The following is a 17159-nucleotide window of genomic DNA, read 5'->3' as shown; positions in this document are numbered from 1 at the left end:
AATCCGGAGGGCGGTGTGACGATGGGCCGGGCGCGACTTCCGCGCCCGGCCCATCGCCGTACTGCACCCAGACGGCCTCAGCCGAAGAAGACCTCGGCCTCGGCGTAGAGCGAGGGATCGACCGTCTTGAGTCGTGCGGTCGCCTCGGCAAGCGGTACCCGGATGATGTCGGTGCCGCGCAGCGCGACCATCTTTCCGAAGTCCTCGTCCCGGACCGCGTCGATGGCGTGCAGCCCGAAGCGGGTGGCGAGCCAGCGGTCGAAGGCGCTGGGCGTGCCCCCGCGCTGGACATGGCCGAGGACGGTGGTGCGGGCCTCCTTACCGGTGCGCTTCTCGATCTCCTTGGCCAGCCACTCGCCGACCCCGGAGAGCCGGACATGGCCGAAGGAGTCCAGCGTGTCGTCCTTGAGGACGGCGTCGCCGTCCTGGGGCATCGCGCCCTCGGCGATGACCACGATCGGGGCGTAGCGGATCTTGAAACGGGATTCGACCCAGGCGCAGACCTGGTCGACATCGAAGCGCTGTTCGGGGAGGAGGATGACGTTGGCGCCGCCGGCGAGCCCCGAGTGCAGGGCGATCCACCCGGCATGACGGCCCATCACCTCGACGACGAGCACCCGCATATGCGATTCGGCGGTGGTGTGGAGCCGGTCGATGGCCTCGGTGGCGATGTTGACGGCGGTGTCGAAGCCGAAGGTGTAGTCGGTGGCGGACAGATCGTTGTCGATGGTCTTGGGGACGCCGACACAGCGGATGCCGTAGTCGCCGGAGAGCCGGGCGGCGACGCCGAGGGTGTCCTCGCCGCCGATCGCGATCAGCGCGTCGACCTCCTGCTTGACCAGGGTCTCCTTGACCCGGCGGATGCCGTCCTCGCTCTTGAGGGGGTTGGTGCGGGAGGAGCCGAGGATGGTGCCGCCGCGTGGCAGGATGCCGCGCACCGCGCGGATGTCGAGGGGGACGGTGTCGTTCTCGAGAGGGCCGCGCCAGCCGTCCCGGAAGCCGATGAAGTCATAGCCGTATTCCTGTACGCCCTTGCGCACGACGGCGCGGATGACCGCGTTGAGCCCGGGGCAGTCACCGCCGCCGGTCAGCACTCCGACCCGCATCGTTTCTTCCCTTCTCCCGTGGAATCCCGTGATTGGGCCCGGTACGGAGAGCCACGCTAACGGTGATCCAGGTCACACGGGATGGGGCGTCGGACGATTCCCGCGCGAATCAAGGGAGTTGGTTTTGAACTTCACCCGTACGAGGGGGTGACGCAATGTCACCGGCCCCGGCCGGACGGTGTCAGGCGTCGTCGAGGCCGCGCTCGATGGCGTAGCGGACCAGCTCCACGCGATTGTGCAGCTGGAGCTTGCCGAGGGTGTTCTGGACGTGGTTCTGCACCGTGCGGTGCGAGATGACCAGCCGCTCGGCGATCTGCTTGTACGAAAGCCCCTTGGCCACCAGCCGCAGCACCTCCGTCTCACGCTCGGTGAGCTGCGGGGCGGCGGGCTGGTCGGCGGCGGTGGGGGCGGGCTCGCCCGCGAGCCGCCGGTACTCACCGAGCACCAGGCCCGCGAGGCCGGGGGTGAACACCGGGTCGCCGGCCGCCGTGCGGCCCACCGCGTCCAGCAGCTCCTCGGTGCTGGCCGACTTCAGCAGATAGCCGGTGGCCCCGGACTTGACCGCCTCCAGGACGTCCGCGTGCTCACCGCTCGCGGAGAGCACCAGCACCCGCAGCTCGGGGCGGTCGGCGAGGACCTCCTTGCACACCTCGACCCCCGGCAGCCCGGGCAGGTTGAGGTCGAGCACCAGGACGTCCGGCCCCGCGGCCTTGGCCCGGCGGACCGCCTGCGGTCCGTCCCCGGCCGTGGCCACCACGTCGAACCCGGCCTCGGAGAGGTCCCGGGCCACCGCGTCGCGCCACATCGGATGGTCGTCGACCACCATCACCGTCACCGGGCGGCCGTCGTGCTGAGCGGTCATCGTGCCGCTTCCCCCTTCTGTTTCGCCTTCTTCGCCGACGCCTTCGGAACCGTCAACTCCACTTCGGTGCCCTGCCCCGGCGCCGAGATCCACTCGGCGGTGCCGCCGAGGTCGCGCAGCCGTCCCCGGATGGACAGGGCCACCCCCAGCCGCCCCTCCGCCTCCGCGTCCGCCAGCCGCCCCTCGGGAATGCCGGGGCCGTCGTCCCGTACGGTCACCATCACCGCGTCCGGCTCGTCCTCCAGCAGGATCCAGGCGTGGGCGTCCTCGCCGGCGTGGACCCGTACGTTGTCCAGGGAGGCGCCGACGGCGGCGGCCAACTCCCCGGCGACGCCCGCCGGGAGGAGCACCGGCGCGCCCGGCTCGGAGAAGGTGACCCGGGAGCCCGCGTGCGGGGCCAGCAGGGCCCGCAGATCGCAGGGGCCGTCGTCGGAGCGCCCGGGGCCGGGCGGGCAGGGCGGGGCCGGCGGGTCGTCGGCGTCCGGGAGGGCGCCCGGGTCGGCTACGGCCTCCGTCCCGTCGCCGGTACGCGGCCGGGTCACCAGACCGGTGGAGACCAGGGTGCGCAGCGCGATCTCCTGCTCCCCCGCCATCCGGCCGAGTTCGGCCGCCTCGCCGCCGATCGCGGCGCCGCGCCGCTGCACCATGGCGAGCACCTGGAGCACGCTGTCGTGGATGTCGCGGGCCAGCCGCTCCCGCTCCCGGGTGGCCGCCTCGATGCGCAGCGCGCGGGCGAGGGTGCGCTCACTGGCGCGGGCCACCTCGACCACATAGCCGATGCCCACGCTCGCCACCCACACCAACGACAGCATGTGGACGGTGTCCTGGGCGAATCCGCCGCGCTCGATCACATTGGCGGCGCAGACCACGGTGGAGGCCGAGGCACCCCAGCGCCAGCCGCCCTTGATGGCGAAGCCGAGGACCGCGCCCATCGTCCATATGGAAGGCAGCGTGGGCGTGCCCTCGGCGATCCGGTCGTGGCTGTCCACGAGCGGGGTGAGCAGAATGCCGGTCACCGCGATGCCGAGGTCGCCGACGAGGAACCGCCGGGTGCAGCGCTCGGCCGAGGCGACCATCCGGAAGGTGAGCGCCGTCCACAGCGTCAGCACCGCCATGTAGACGACGGCGCCGATCGGATGGTCGTAGTCGTCGAAGGAGTAGACGCACAGGCCGAGCGCGTAGAGCAGGGTGAGCACCCGGTAGGCGGTCAGCGCCTGCCACAGCGGCTGCTCGACGGACATCCGCACCACGCGCCCGCCCCCGGCGCGCTCCCGTCCGGACCGTTCCCTGGACCGCTCCGTCAACGTCCCCCACCCCCGGTGCCGGCGCGACTAGGCGCCGGACTTGTGTTTGTCCTTCTCCTTCTCGGCCTGCTTCTTCTCGGCCTCGGCCTGCTTCTTCTCCGCCTGCTTCCGGGCCGCCTCCGCCTCCGCGATCTGCCGCTTGGCGGCGGTGGCGTAGACGTCCACGTACTCCTGGCCGGAGAGCTTCATGATCTCGTACATGACCTCGTCGGTCACCGAGCGCAGGATGAAGCGGTCGCCGTCCATGCCGTGGTAGCGGCTGAAGTCCAACGGCTTGCCGATCCGGATACCGGGCCGCATCAGCTTCGGCATGACCTTGCCGGGGGGCTGGATCTTCTCGGTGTCGATCATCGCCACCGGGATCACCGGGGCGCCGGTCGCGAGGGCGACCCTGGCCAGGCCGCCCGGCTTGCCCCGGTAGAGCCGGCCGTCGGGCGAGCGGGTGCCCTCGGGGTAGATGCCGAAGAGCTCACCGCGCTTGATCACCTCGATGCCCGCCTTGATGGCGGCCTCGCCGGCGCCGCGCGAGCCCGAGCGGTCCACCGGGAGTTGCCCGACGCCCTTGAAGAAGGCCGCCGTGAGCCGCCCCTTGACCCCGGGGGTGGTGAAGTACTCCTGCTTGGCGATGAAGGTGACCTTGCGGTCGAGCACCGCGGGCAGGAAGAAGGAGTCGGAGAAGGAGAGGTGGTTGCTCGCGAGGATGGCCGGACCCTCGGCGGGGACGTGCTCCAGCCCCTCCACCCAGGGCCGGAAGGTGAGCTTCAAGGCGCCACCCACCGACAGCTTCATTGCGCTGTAGAACAACCGGGACCTCCTGTATCCGACGAGGAGACCTTAACCTGCCTACCCCGTATGCGGCGCGCCGCGTACGCTGAGGACCTCGAGCCCGCTTCCCCAGCGAACGGAGATCCGTGGTGCCGCTCCTGCCCGGAGCCGAGCCGTTCCGCCACGACGGCGGAGAGATCGGCGTCCTCGTCTGTCACGGATTCACCGGCTCCCCACAGTCCGTTCGGCCCTGGGCCGACCATCTCGCGGCCCGTGGTCTGACCGTCGTAGCTCCGCTGCTTCCCGGCCATGGCACGCGCTGGCAGGATCTCGCCGTCACCGGCTGGCAGGACTGGTACGCGGAGGTGGACCGCGAGCTGGGCAGGCTCTCCCGCACCTGTGAGCGGGTGTTCGTCTGCGGTCTGTCGATGGGCGGGGCGCTCGCGCTGCGGCTGGCCGCCCAGCGCGGCGCGGCGATCAGCGGCGTGGCCGTCGTGAACCCGGCCAACCGCATCCACGATCCGCTGGCCGTGGCCCTTCCGGTGCTGCGTCATCTGGTGCCCTCGGTGAAGGGCATCGTGAGCGACATCGCCAAGCCGGGGGCGCAGGAGTCCGGCTACGAGCGGATGCCGCTGCACGCCGTGCACTCGATGCGCCGCTTCTACCGGGTGGTCGACGCCGAACTGCCGCAGGTGACCCAGCCGCTGCTGGTGATGCACAGCCCCCAGGACCATGTGGTGCCGCCGGCCGACTCCGAGCGCATCCTGAGTCAGGTGTCCTCGCGGGACGTCACCGAGCGGCTGCTGGAGCGCAGCTACCACGTGGCGACGCTGGACCACGACGCCGAGTTCATCTTCGAGGAGACGGACACGTTCATCACCCGGCTGACGGCGGGTATGGGTGAGGACACCACCCGGACCGGCCTCGGGAAGGGCAGTGGAAAGGAGGGGGCGGCGGCCAGTGGCTGAGCGCGACTCGAATGAGAACGAGGCGGACGCGCGGCGGGACGACGACGCCGCCTTCGCCGCGATCGTCGCCGCGTACGGGGAAGAGCCTCAGGACCCGCCGGGCGCCGAGCGATGGCCCGCCGCCGAGAACCTCGGCGAGGAGCGGGACCGGGACCGCCGGTCCGCGGCGGACACCGACACTGACACCGACGCCGACGGGTCCGGTGGCGGCGAGGCGGCCACGGGCGGGCTGACCAAGCCCGACAAGACCGGGAAGCCGGGCGGCTTCATCGTCTACGCCCCGGGTGTGGGCCCCCGCGACTGGGAGCCCGAGGAGCCGTCCGAGGACGACTTCGACGAGACCGACGAGGGCCATTTCGTCCCGCCCGAGCCGCCCCCGCTGCCCGAGTCCGACACCACCTCCCGCTTCGCCTGGCTCGGTGTGCTGGGCGGGCCGCTGCTGCTGCTCGGAGTGGTGCTGTTCCAGGTGGAGATGGTCTGGTGGATCGCCACCCTGGGCGTCGGCGGCTTCCTCGGCGGCTTCGTCACGCTGGTGCTGCGGATGAAGGACGACGACGAGGAAGAGGACGACGACCCGGGGCGCGGCGCCGTCGTCTGACCACTACCGCTGACCGCTCCGGAGCCGGGCGCGCCCCGGCTCCGGCTCATGCCCGGCCGCTCAGGCCGGGGACACCCGGGGCAGCCTGAGCGCGGCCAGCACCGGAAGGTGGTCCGTGGCCGCGCGGAGGTCCGCGTCGGTGACGCCCGGCAGCCCGGCCGGGACCCCACAGCCGATGATTTCGATGCCCTCCGAGGCGAAGATCCCGTCGATGCGCTGATGCGGGTCCTTGGGGGAGAAGGTGGCCTCGCTCCCCCAGGGCTCGGTGGCCCAGCCGTCCCGCAGCTTCCCCGCGATCCGGCGGAAGGCGCGGCCGTCCGGCCGGTCGTTGATGTCACCGGCCGCGATGGCGTACGGGACGTCCAGCGCGGTCAGGTGGTCCAGCAGCATCCCGGCCTGTTCGTAACGCTCGGCCGCGGCGAGGCTCAGATGGCAGCTGACCACGCCGAGCCGGACGCCCTTGCCGCCGCCGTTCTCCGGGCGGCCGGTGTCGCGGAGGGGGGCCTCGCGGTGGCCGCCGCCGAAGCGCAGCACGGCGGTGGCGAAACCGCGCCGGTGCAGCCCGGGGACGCGCGGCAGCAGGGTGTCCTCGGCGCGCTCCACATGGGCGCGCAGCGAGGTGAGGATCATGGGGCCGGCGGCGGTGGCCCCGCCCGTGGTGTAGACGAGGCCGGTCTCCCGGGCCAGCCAGGCGGCGGCCTTGCGCCAGCGGAAGAAGCGCGGCGCCTCCTGGACGCAGAGGACATCGGGGGCACAGGCCCGGATCACCCGGGCCAGCGCCTCGCGGTCGTCCCGCATCGAGCGGATGTTGTAGCTGAGCACCCGCACCACCGCCGCGTCCGGGCCTGTGGTGGATCCGGGCAGGTCCGCGAGCGGCACCTTCCCCCCTCGCGTCTCAGCCCTGGCGGGCCAGGTCGGCGGCGCCGACGAGCCCGGCCTTGCCGCCGAGCTGGGCGGCGAGCACCTGGGCGTGCGGACGCCACTGATTGCCCACCAGCCAGCGCCGGAAGGACTTGCGGATCGGCTCCAGGACGAGATCGCCCTCGTCGGAGACCCCACCGCCGACGATGAACGCCGAGGGGTCGAAGAGCGAGGCGAGGTCGGCGAGCCCGGCCCCGGCCCAGCGGGCCAGCTCACGGAAGGAGTCGATGGCCACGGGGTCGCCCTGCCGGGCGGCGTCGCTGATGTGCTTGCCCTCGATGCCCTCGGAGGTGCCGTCGCCGAGGCCGAGCAGGACCGTGGCGTTCTCCGGGGTGGCGGCGGCGCGCTGCTTGGCGTAGCGGACCAGGGCGCGGCCGGAGGCGTACTGCTCCCAGCAGCCCTGGCTGCCGCAGCCGCACAGCAGTCCGTCCGGGACGACCCTTATGTGGCCGAACTCGGCCGCGACGCCGAACCGGCCGCGGTGCAGCTTGCCCCCGATGATGATGCCGCCGCCGAGGCCGGTGCCGAGGGTGATGCACACGACGTCGTCATGGCCGACTCCGGCGCCGAAGCGGTACTCGCCCCAGGCCGCGGCGTTCGCGTCGTTCTCCACCACGACGGGCAGGCCGACGCGCTGCTCGACCTTGTCCTTGAGTGCCTCGTGCCGCCAGTTGATATTGGGCGCGAAGAGCACGGTGGCGCGCTTGTCGTCCACATAACCGGCCGCGCCGATGCCGACGGCCTCGATCTCATGCCCCTCGCTGACGATGCGCACCGCGTCCGCGATGGCGTCGACGACTCCCTCGGGAGTGTGCGGGGTCGAAACCTGGCTCGTCTCGAGAATCGAGCCCTCTTCGTCGACCACGCCGGCCGCGATCTTCGTGCCGCCGATGTCGACGCCGATGGTGAGTCCCATGAGTCCCTCAGTTATTTGGTCGAACCCCGCCGAGGCTAACGGTACCGGAGGTGGCGCTCAGTCGAGGTCGATGTGTTCACTACTCGAACTCTCGGATTTCTCGCCGCTGCCCTTGGAATCGCCCTCCGCGCCCTGGGTCCAGCGTCGCTCCTGGCCGGTCACGGCGGCGCGATAGGCGGCGAGCAACTCGGATCCGGCGCTGGCGAGGTGTTCGAAAACCTCTGGATTGCGCTCTATGACCGGTTCTACGCCGGCCTTCGCCTGTGCGATCAATTGTTGTACGGCACCCTGAACCGCTGTCCCGGCGATCGGTGTCTGGGCGACCTTCTCGGCGAGCGCGTCGGCCAGCTTGAGGAACTCCTCGGCCACGCTGCCCGGCTCCTCGGTGGTCTGCCGGGCCCGCTGCCTGGCCCGCTCGGCGGCGAGGTCCTCCTCACAGGCCCGCTCCCAGGCGTCGGGGTCGATCTCGGTGACCGGCACATCGGTGACCGGGGGCTCCGGGGGGCGCTCGGTGGCATCGCTCATGGCGAACTCCTGCGGCGGGGATGCTGGCTGCCCGGTGACGTTCATCCGGGCTTGTGACCGACGTTACCCGAAGGAGGGGGGTGGGGTCAGAGCCGGAGACCGGCCGTCGTGGGCACGGGCGTCAGAGCCGCTTCGGCCACAGATCCGGGTCGGGGGTGAAGCGCACCTGGAGCCATCCGTCGCGCAGTCCGGCGCCGGAGACGGTGCAGCGACGCAGCGCGGACGGCAGCGGCAGCACCCGGTGGAACGGCGCGACGGTGACGATCAGTTCATCGCCCCGGCGCACCAGGGAGAGCCCGTCGCGGTCGGCGCCGGGCAGCGGCAGCCGCCACAGCAGCACCCCGTCCTCGGCCAGCCGGTCCTCGACGGTCCAGGGGTCGGGGGCGGGCCGGTCGGGCCGCGCCGCGGGGGCCCCGACGGCCCCGGCGAGATCGGCGAGGTCGGCCGGGGCGCGCCGGGAACCGTCGGCGGAGTGCGGCTCGGCGGAGTGCGGCTCGGCGCGCCGCGGGCCGGCGGAGTGCGAGTCGGCGGGGTGCGGCTCACTGGGGTGCGGCTCGGCGGGCCGCGGCTCGCCGAGGCCGTGCGGATCGCGGCCCAGATGCGGCAGCTCATGGACCGGGACGGCGGGGGCCCACTGCTCGTACAGCTCCTTGAGCGCGTCCTGCTGCTGGCCCGACAGCGCGGCGAGCCACGGGTCGGAGGTGCCGGTGGGCAGCAGCCGGTTGGCGATCACCGCCTCCACCCGGCAGCCGTGCAGCGCCAGACCGGCGCGGGCGGTGCGCAGCGCCCGGTCGGCGAGCGGTCCGGGCTCCACGACCAGCCGTACGGTGGTCGCCTCGGACTCGATCACGCCCTGGACGGCGGCCAGCTCCCGCTCCCAGCGCTCGGCCGTCTCGTACAGCTTCTGCGCGGGCATCGGCACCCCCGCCAGCTGGGCGAGCATCGGCCGCAGCGCGCGGGCCGCCTGCCGCTCGGCGGGCAGCAGCCGCCGCAGATAGCGCCGCAGCTGCTCGGGCAGCGCCAGCAGCGCGACGGTGTCCGGCGCGGGCGGCATGTCGACGACGAGGACGTCCCAGCCGGTGCCGGGCGGGGCGGTCTGGGCGGCGCGCAGGGCGCGCAGCAGCGCGATGGCCTCCACCCCGGGCAGGGCGGTCAGCTCCTCGCCGTCCAGCGGGGTGGCCCCGAGCAGGTCGAGCAGACCGTGGCCGCGGTCCTGGAGGGCGGTCAGCTCACCGCGGAACCACTCGTCCGTGACGACCCGCGCGGCCCACAGCCCCGGCGCGAGCTCGGCGGGTACGGACCACGGCAGCCGGTCCGCCGAACGCCCGGGTACGGCCCGCGGCGTGCCGATGCCGAGCAGCGCCTCGGGGGTGCCGTCGGAGTCGGCGGTGAGCAGCAGGGTCCGCTGCCCCTCACGGGCGGCGGCGAGGGCGGTCGCGGCGGCCACGGTGGTGCGGCCCGCGCCGCCGGTACCGGTGACGAGGACCGTACGCATGAAGAGAGCCTCCGGCAGGGGGTTACGTCGGTGTGCGCGGCGCGGGTCCGGTGATCCGCACCCGCCGGAGCGTACCCCGCGCCGTGGATCACCCCGGGCACCGTCGGGGCCCGGGGTGATCCGGGCGGGTCAGACGCCCTCGACGCGCTTCTTCAGCCCCGCGAGCGCGCGGTCGATGATGACCTTCTCGGCCTTGCGCTTGATCATGCCCAGCATGGGGATCTTGACGTCGACCGTGAGCTGGTACGTCACCTCGGTGCTCTTGCCGCCGTCGCGCGCCGAGAGCCGGTAGGAGCCGTCAAGAGTGCGCAGCATCTGGGACTTGACCAGGGACCAGTTGACCTGGTCGTCCCCGGTCCAGCTGTACTGGAGGGTGTAGTCGTCCTTGATCGCGCCGGCGTCGAGCAGCATCCGCACCTGCTCGGCGCGCCCCCGGGCGTCCTTGGTGAGGATGTCGGCCTCCTTCACCTCACCGGACCACTCCGGGTAACGGTCGAAGTCGGCGATCACCTCCATCACGTCGGCCGGGGCCGCCTCGATCGTGATGCTCGAGCTGGTGTGTTCCGCCATCGCCGTGGCTCCTCCGTACCGGTCCGCCGCATGGGTCCTCTGCCGCTGAAGGCTACCGCGCGCGGGTCACCACTCCAGGGTCCAGGGGGTGCCGGAGGAGGCGAAGTGGCCGACATTGACGCACTCGGTGGCCCCGATCCGCATACGGCGGGCGAGCGGCTGATGGACATGGCCGAAGAGGGAGTACTTGGGACGGACGGTGTGGATCGCCTCCAGCAGGGCGGCGCTGCCGCGCTCGAAGCGGCGGGCGACGGTGTCGTAGCAGAGGTCGGGCACCTCCGGCGGGATGTGGGTGCAGATCACGTCCACCTCGCCGAGCGCCGCGATCTTCGCGGCGTAGGTCTCGTCGTCGATCTCGTAGGGGGTGCGCATCGGAGTGCGCAGCCCGCCGCCCACGAAACCGAAGACCAGCCCGCCGATCTCGACGCGCTCACCGTCCAGGACGGTGGTGCCGGGCTGGGCGTACTCCGGCCACAGTGACGGCATATCGACATTTCCGTAGGTGGCGTACGTCGGGGTGGGGAACGCGGCGAAGAGTTCGGCGTATTGGCGGCGGACCCCGGCCTCTATGGCCGCGTTGCGATCGAGCCCCTCCCACAGCCGGTTGCCGAGCGCCCTGGCCTCCTCGAAGCGGCGGGCGGTGCGCAGTTCGACCAGCCGGTCGGCGTTCTCGACCCCGAAGAGATCGGGGAAGATGCCGCGTGAGTGATCGGCGTAGTCGAGGAAGAGAACGAGGTCACCGAGGCAGATCAGGGCGTCCGCCCCGGCACCGGCCTTCTCGAGGTCCTCACTGTTGCCATGCACGTCACTCACCACGTGGACTCGCATGCGTGTCACCCTAAGACGTAAGGGCCCGCGCCCGTAAGGTGTTCTGGCCGCACCGCCCCGCGTCTACCTGCGGTTCCTTAGCGGACGCGGCGCCCGTCGACTAGTCTGCGGGCAGCACGAAGGCGGTGTGTGACGCATCAAACATCTGGGCAGGAACCCCTATCCCGGAAGCGTACCGATGGGTAACGTCCGGGCCGTCCACCACCCCCCATGCCCTGTAGCGGCGCCGGCGCCCCACGAGGAGCAGCAGTCTTGCGCGAGTTCAGCCTTCCGGCCCTGTACGAGGTTCCGGCCGACGGCAATCTGACGGATCTCATCCGCCGCAATGCCGCACAGCATCCCGATGTCGCCGTGGTCGGCCGCAAGGTCGACGACCGATGGGAGGACGTGACCGCGACCGCGTTCCTGGCGGAGGTGCGCGCCGCCGCCAAGGGACTGATCGCGGCCGGTGTGGAGCCGGGCGACCGGGTCGGCCTGATGTCCAGAACCCGCTACGAGTGGACGCTGCTCGACTTCGCCATCTGGAGCGCGGGCGGGGTCACCGTGCCGGTGTACGAGACGAGTTCACCGGAGCAGATCCAGTGGATCCTCAGCGATTCGGGCGCGGTGGCCGCCCTGGTCGAGACCGGTGTCCACGAGGCCGCCGTCGAGGCCGTCCGGGACACCCTGCCCGCCCTGAAGCACGTCTGGCGGATCGAGGGCGACGCCATCGGGACGCTGCACAAGCTGGGCGAGCACGTGCCCGAGGAGAAGGTGGACGAGCGCTCCTCGATCGCCAGCGCCGACTCCCCCGCCACCATCGTCTACACCTCGGGCACCACCGGCCGCCCCAAGGGCTGTGTGCTCTCCCACCGCAGCTTCTTCGCCGAGTGCGGCAACGCGGTGGCGCGGCTCAAGCCGATCTTCAACACCGGTGAGTCGTCGGTGCTGCTGTTCCTCCCCGAGGCCCATGTCTTCGGGCGGCTGGTGGAGATCGCGGCGGTGCTGGCGCCGATCAAGCTCGGCCATGTGCCGGATGTGAAGTCCCTGACCGACGAACTCGCCGCGTTCCGGCCCACGTTGGTGCTGGGCGTGCCGCGCGTCTTCGAGAAGGTCTACAACTCGGCGCGGGCGAAGGCCCAGTCCGAGGGCAAGGGCAAGATCTTCGACAAGGCGGCCGACACCGCCATCGAGTACAGCAAGGCGCTGGACGCCCCGGGCGGACCGTCCTTCGGGCTCCGCTTCAAGCACAAGGTCTTCGACCGGCTGGTCTACAGCAAGCTGCGGGCGGTGCTGGGCGGCCGGGCCACCCACGCCATCTCCGGCGGGGCGCCGCTGGGCGAGCGGCTGGGCCACTTCTACCGGGGCATCGGCTTCACGGTGCTGGAGGGGTACGGCCTGACGGAGTCCTGCGCGGCGACCACCTTCAACCCCTGGGACCGGCAGAAGATCGGCTCGGTCGGGCAGCCGATGCCGGGCACGGTGGTGCGCATCGCCGACGACGGCGAGGTGCTGCTGCACGGTGAGCACCTCTTCACCGAGTACTGGAACAACGAGACGGCCACGGCGGAGGCGCTGTCGGACGGCTGGTTCCACACCGGGGACGTGGGCACGCTCGACGAGGACGGCTACCTCACCATCACCGGCCGGAAGAAGGAGATCATCATCACCGCGGGCGGCAAGAACGTCGCCCCGGCGGTGATAGAGGACCGGATCCGGGCCCATGCCCTGGTGGCCGAGTGCATGGTCGTCGGCGACGGCCGTCCCTTCGTGGGCGCGCTGGTCACGGTGGACGAGGAGTTCCTGCCGCGCTGGGCGGCCGAGCACGGCAAGCCCGAGGGCGTGACGGTGGCCGAGCTGCGGGAGGACCCGGACCTGCTGGCGGAGATCCAGCAGGCGGTGGACGACGGCAACGCGGCGGTGTCCAAGGCGGAGTCGATCCGGAAGTTCCGGATCCTGACGACGCAGTTCACCGAGGACTCCGGGCATGTGACGCCCTCGCTGAAGCTGAAGCGGAACGTGGTGGCGAAGGACTTCGCCTCGGAGATCGAGGCCATCTACCGCGGTTGACGGCCGCCAGGCCGCAGGGCCCGGGGCGCGCGCCCCGGGCGGATCTTTCCCCGCCCCGGGCGGGCCCCGCCCCGGGCGGGCCCCGCCGCAGGCGTACGCGTACCGCCGGACACCGCCCAGGCCGTCACAGCAGCGACTTCAGACGGTCGGCCAGCAGATCCCAGCGCCAGCGCTCCTCCACCCAGGCGCGCCCCCGCTCGCCCATGCGGCAGCGCAGCTCGGCGTCCTCCAGCAGGGTCACGACGCGCTCGGCGCTCTGCTCGGCGGAGTCGCCCCGTACGACCCATCCGGTCTCGCCGTCCAGCACCGCGTCCGGCGCCCCGCCCGAGTCCCCGGCGACGACCGGCAGACCGGTCGCGGACGCCTCCAGGTAGACGATGCCGAGGCCCTCGACGTCCAGCCCGCCACGACGGGTGCGGCAGGGCATGGCGAAGACGTCGCCCGCGCCGTAGTGGGCGGGCAGCTCCTCCCAGGGGACGGGGCCGGTGAAGCGCACCGACTCGGCCACGCCCGTGGTCTCCGCGAGGCGGCGCAGATCCTTCGCGTACGGCCCGCCGCCGACGATCAGCAGCACCGCGTCCGGCACCCGCCGCAGGATGCTCGGCATGGCCCGGATCAGCGTGTCCTGCCCCTTGCGCGGCACCAGCCGGGAGACACAGACCACGACGGGCCGCTCGGCCAGGCCCAGCCGGGCCCGGATCTCGTCGCCGCCCGAGCCGGGGTGGAAGGTCTTCTCGTCCACACCGGGCGGGAGTTGGACCATCCGGGCGGCGTCCCGGGGGTCGAGCGCGGCGGCGATGCGGGAGCGGGTGTACTCACCGAGATAGGTGAGGGTGTCCGTGGCCCCGCCGATCCGCCGCAGCAGCTGCCGTGAGGCCGGCAGCTGCGCCCAGGCGGCCTCGTGGCCGTGCGTCGTGGCCACCAGCCGCCGCGCCCCGGCCGCGCGCAGCGCGGGGGCCATCAGCCCCAGCGGCGCGGCGGCGCCGAACCACACCGAGGTGCAGCCGTGCTCGCGCAGCAGCGCGGTCGCGCGGCGGGTGACGCGCGGGGTGGGCAGCAGCATGGTCGTACGGTCCCGGACGACCGGGTACGGCTGCTCGGCGTCGAAGCGGGCGGTGGCCTCGGCGCCCTCCCGGCCGCGCTTCCAGGTGGAGGCGTAGACGACGATCCGGTCCGGGTCCAGGCGCAGCGCGATGTTGTGCAGAAACGCCTGGATGCCGCCGGGGCGGGGCGGAAAGTCGTTGGTCACGAGCAGGGTCTTGTCCATCGTGGCCGACAGTACCGGCTCGGTGGCCACGTACGGGTCGAGGCCGGGCTCAGCCGGTCGCCACGTACGGGCCCGGGGCCAGGCTCAGCCAGTCGCCACGCACAGGCCCAGGGCCAGGCTCAGCCCAGTCGCCACACAGGCCCGGGGCCAGGCTCAGCCCGGTCGCCACACACAGGCCCGGGGCCAGGCTCAGCCCAGTCGCCACACAGGCCCGGGGCCAGGCTCAGCCCAGTCGCCACACACAGGCCCGGGGCCAGGCTCAGCCCAGTCGCCACACACAGGCCCGGGGCCAGGCTCAGCCCAGTCGCCACACACAGGCCCGGGGCCAGGCTCAGCCCAGTCGCCACACCCCGGGCACAGCACTCAGCTCAGCTCGCCCGCCACGTACTTCCGCCACCGCGCCGTGAACTCCCCCATGCTCACCCCGAGTACCTTCCGCAGCGCCGACTCCACCGCCCCCGAGCGCTCGTGCGCCTGGCCCACCGCGCGGTAGAAGTCGACCAGCTTCCTCTCGCCCCATGTGTCGGCGATCAGGCGGCAGGCCAGCCAGCCCTGTTCATAGGCGCGGGAGAGGCGGTCGGGGTCGCTGCCGAAGCGGAAGTCGTCGTCGCGCGGGAGCGCGGTGGGCAGGTGCCCGGCGGTGACGGTGTCGGTGAGTTCGGGGGCGATCTGGCGGGGGGTGCGGCCCGGGGTGCGGTAGCCCACCCAGTCGGCGAAGCCCTCGGAGAGCCAGAGCGGGGTGGCGGCGCTGGTGGCGGTGCGGGTGGCCACATGGGCCGTCTCATGGGTGATCACGACGCGCCGGCCGAAGTCGCCGAGGACCTGGTACGCCTCGGGGTTGACGATCACGCGGTCGGCGGGCGTCTCGTCACCGGCCCCGCCGACCTCGCCCGTGGTGACGGCGGCGATCCCCCGGTAGCCGTCCGCGGAGGCGCCGAGCAGGGCGGCCATCCGGCCCAGGGAGGCGGGGACCTCGACCACGACGCGCCCGGCCCACGCATGGGGCCAGACCTGGCCCAGGACGGGCACCGCCCGGTCCGCGGTGTCGGCGACCGCGCGCAGCACCCGCCGGTCCTGCCCGACGCCGAGGACGAGGCTGTGGGCGCCGCGCACGACGTCGACCGTGCCCTGGTCCCACAGCTGCTCCATACCGCGCTTGCCGTCGACCACACCGTCGTCGGAGGCCACGTACCACTGCCCGCCGCGCCGGGCGAGGGTGAGGTACTGGGCGGAGACGACCGGCGCGGTGTCGTACCCCGTCAGCCGGTACCGGAGTTCGACCTGGGCGGCGAGGCTGCGGCCGCCGACCCGCGCGGGGGTGAAGCCGCCGGTGCGCACCAGGCGGTAGGTCCAGGAGCGCAGCGGTACGGCGGACATCTGCCGGAACACCCGCCGCTGCTCGGCCAGATAGCCGGCCGAGCCGCGGTCGACGGTGGCGAGGAAGGCGTCCGCGTCCCGCTCCCGGACCGCGGCCGCCCGCTGGTCCAGCATGCGCTGTACGGCCCGGCCGTCGCGCCCCTCGGGGTCGTCGGGCGCGGGGACGGGCCCGCAGCCGCACAGCGCGGTCAGGGAGAACGCGCCCACCAGGGGCAGGCACAGCAGTGCCCGCCATCCGTCCGTTCTCCACCGACCCGCCACGTCTTAGATCGTACGAGCCCGCGCGCCGGCTTCAGACGCGTGTGATGGAAGAGATCGGCAACATGCCCACGGGGTCGTAGCGGACCCGCGCCCCGGGGTAAGGGGCGTGGATCACCTGCCCGTTGCCCGCGTACATGGCCACATGGCTGGCGTCGGAGCGGTAGACCACCAGATCGCCGGGGCGGGCCTCGGACAGCGGCACCGGCTGCCCGGCGTGCGCCTGGGCCTGTGAGGTGCGCGGAATGGCCACCCCGGCGTGGGCGTAGGCCCACTGCATGAGCCCGGAGCAGTCGAAGGCGGTGGGACCGGCCTGGCCCCATGCGTACGGCAGCCCCAGAGCCGCCCGTGCCGCGCCGAACGCCGTGGCGGCCCGCCCCGAGGACGGTACGGCCTGCGGCCCGTCGGCAAGGCCTTCGGGGAGCCCCCCGGAGCCGTAACCGGAATCGGAACCGGAACCGGAAGGGGAGCGGCCGCCGGGAAGGGCGCCCGGCACCAGCCCGGCGAGGGCGCCGTGCTCCCGTCCGCCCGCCCGCGAGGCGCGGCGTGCGTAGCTCTCCCACTCCCCCGGCGGCAGCGCGTTCACCAGCCGCCGCGCCGTGGCCAGCCGGCGCTGGACCGTCCGCTTGTGGCGGGCCACCTCCTTACGGCTGTGCTCCAGCTTCACCAGCTTGGCCGCAGCCTCCGCGCGCTCCTGCCGCAGCGTCCGCTGGGCGCTCTGGAGCACCCGCAGCTGCGCGGTCTGACGGCTGGTGATCCGGTCCAGGGTGGCGGCCCGGTCGAGGTACTGGGCCGGGTCCCCGGACAGCAGCAGGGCGAGGCCCGGGTCGATCCCTCCGGTGCGGTACTGCCCGCCCGCGAGTGCGCCGAGCGCCGTCCGCATCCGGTTGACCCGCCCCTGGCCGCGGGCGACCCGGTCCTGGATCCGGCCGACCTGGCGGCGCAGGGCCCGGGCACGCGTCTCCGCCGCGTTGTAGCGCTCGGTGGCCCGCTCGGCCTGGGCGTAGAGCGTGGCGATCCGGTCGTCGGCGGACCGGGCGGACGGACGGCCCGCCGGGTCGTGCGGCTCGGCACCGGCCGGCACGGCGGACAGCGCGGCGGCGGAGGCCACCGCGGCCGCCGAGGCGGCGGTCCATACGGTGGCCCGGCCGGACCGGGGTTTCGCGACGCGGCGACAGGACGCCATGGGAAGCCGCACTCCCTTCCGCAGTGTCGGGCTGAGAACTGCGGGCAGACAGTAGCCGTGGCGCTACCCACGGTCCAACGGCCGTGTGGTGCGGGCACACTGACGCCCCGCCGACTGACGCAGGTCACCGGCGGGGCGGGGGATCAGCGAGGGCGCTGGAGATT

The 17159-nt window shown here is 72.8% G+C and carries 16 protein-coding genes; 3 read left to right on the top strand and 13 right to left on the bottom strand.

What is annotated here, in order from left to right; genetic code table 11:
- Window positions 1-77: 77 nt before the first annotated feature.
- The 4 genes from KHP12_RS36380 to KHP12_RS36365 form a co-directional block, all read right to left on the bottom strand.
- Window positions 78-1106, bottom strand: a complete 1029-nt coding sequence (locus KHP12_RS36380; RefSeq protein WP_037949070.1) for a 6-phosphofructokinase — start codon at window positions 1104-1106, stop codon at window positions 78-80.
- A gap of 181 nt (window positions 1107-1287) precedes the next feature.
- Window positions 1288-1968 (bottom strand): response regulator, encoded by a 681-nt coding sequence (locus tag KHP12_RS36375; protein ID WP_037949072.1) that lies wholly within the window; start codon window positions 1966-1968, stop codon window positions 1288-1290.
- The gene (gene macS, locus KHP12_RS36370) at window positions 1965-3209 is read right to left on the bottom strand and encodes a MacS family sensor histidine kinase (RefSeq protein ID WP_210610383.1); all 1245 of its coding nucleotides are present in this window, start codon (window positions 3207-3209) and stop codon (window positions 1965-1967) included. Before macS ends, KHP12_RS36375 begins: the two co-directional genes overlap by 4 nt.
- Before the next feature lie 90 nt (window positions 3210-3299).
- Entirely contained in the window at window positions 3300-4061 is a 762-nt protein-coding gene (locus KHP12_RS36365) for a lysophospholipid acyltransferase family protein (protein ID WP_086884919.1), read from the bottom strand.
- Window positions 4062-4186: 125 nt separating this feature from the next.
- Between KHP12_RS36365 and KHP12_RS36360 the strand changes: the two genes are divergently transcribed.
- Complete coding sequence (locus KHP12_RS36360) at window positions 4187-5005, top strand: alpha/beta hydrolase (RefSeq protein WP_086884922.1); 819 nt, start codon at window positions 4187-4189, stop codon at window positions 5003-5005.
- Window positions 4998-5603, top strand: coding sequence for a hypothetical protein (locus KHP12_RS36355; RefSeq protein WP_086884918.1), 606 nt, complete (start codon window positions 4998-5000; stop codon window positions 5601-5603). The genes KHP12_RS36360 and KHP12_RS36355 overlap by 8 nt, the downstream gene beginning before the upstream one ends.
- A 60-nt stretch (window positions 5604-5663) precedes the next feature.
- On the opposite strand, the gene KHP12_RS36350 is transcribed toward KHP12_RS36355, so the two are convergent.
- The 6 genes from KHP12_RS36350 to KHP12_RS36325 form a co-directional block, all read right to left on the bottom strand.
- Entirely contained in the window at window positions 5664-6482 is an 819-nt protein-coding gene (locus KHP12_RS36350) for an endonuclease/exonuclease/phosphatase family protein (protein WP_086884917.1), read from the bottom strand.
- A 16-nt stretch (window positions 6483-6498) separates the two neighbouring features.
- Window positions 6499-7440: an ROK family glucokinase gene (locus KHP12_RS36345; RefSeq protein ID WP_020872028.1), complete on the bottom strand. Its 942-nt coding sequence runs from the start codon at window positions 7438-7440 to the stop codon at window positions 6499-6501.
- Window positions 7441-7497: 57 nt separating this feature from the next.
- A complete protein-coding gene (locus KHP12_RS36340; protein ID WP_086884916.1) occupies window positions 7498-7965 on the bottom strand; it encodes a DUF5304 family protein in 468 nt (155 codons plus the stop codon).
- A gap of 121 nt (window positions 7966-8086) precedes the next feature.
- A complete protein-coding gene (locus KHP12_RS36335) occupies window positions 8087-9460 on the bottom strand; it encodes an ArsA family ATPase (RefSeq protein WP_086884915.1) in 1374 nt (457 codons plus the stop codon).
- A gap of 129 nt (window positions 9461-9589) precedes the next feature.
- Complete coding sequence (locus KHP12_RS36330; RefSeq protein WP_086884914.1) at window positions 9590-10030, bottom strand: SRPBCC family protein; 441 nt, start codon at window positions 10028-10030, stop codon at window positions 9590-9592.
- Window positions 10031-10096: 66 nt separating this feature from the next.
- The gene (locus KHP12_RS36325) at window positions 10097-10858 is read right to left on the bottom strand and encodes a metallophosphoesterase family protein (RefSeq protein ID WP_037949097.1); all 762 of its coding nucleotides are present in this window, start codon (window positions 10856-10858) and stop codon (window positions 10097-10099) included.
- A gap of 252 nt (window positions 10859-11110) precedes the next feature.
- Here KHP12_RS36325 and KHP12_RS36320 point away from each other — a divergent pair, with 252 nt between their 5' ends.
- Window positions 11111-12907 (top strand): AMP-dependent synthetase/ligase, encoded by a 1797-nt coding sequence (locus KHP12_RS36320; protein WP_086884913.1) that lies wholly within the window; start codon window positions 11111-11113, stop codon window positions 12905-12907.
- Between the two features lie 124 nt (window positions 12908-13031).
- On the opposite strand, the gene KHP12_RS36315 is transcribed toward KHP12_RS36320, so the two are convergent.
- From KHP12_RS36315 to KHP12_RS36305, 3 genes are all read right to left on the bottom strand, one after another.
- The gene (locus tag KHP12_RS36315) at window positions 13032-14174 is read right to left on the bottom strand and encodes a glycosyltransferase family 4 protein (protein ID WP_086884921.1); all 1143 of its coding nucleotides are present in this window, start codon (window positions 14172-14174) and stop codon (window positions 13032-13034) included.
- A gap of 363 nt (window positions 14175-14537) precedes the next feature.
- Window positions 14538-15812, bottom strand: a complete 1275-nt coding sequence (locus KHP12_RS36310; protein ID WP_244203268.1) for a hypothetical protein — start codon at window positions 15810-15812, stop codon at window positions 14538-14540.
- 31 nt (window positions 15813-15843) lie between these two features.
- Entirely contained in the window at window positions 15844-16995 is a 1152-nt protein-coding gene (locus KHP12_RS36305; protein WP_086884912.1) for a C40 family peptidase, read from the bottom strand.
- Between the last annotated feature and the right edge of the window lie 164 nt (window positions 16996-17159).

The organism is Streptomyces asiaticus (assembly GCF_018138715.1).
In the GTDB taxonomy this organism is placed as follows: Bacteria; Actinomycetota; Actinomycetes; order Streptomycetales; family Streptomycetaceae; genus Streptomyces; species Streptomyces asiaticus.
The sequence above is the reverse complement of the archived record's forward strand: the minus strand, read 5'-3'. Positions and strand labels throughout refer to the sequence as shown.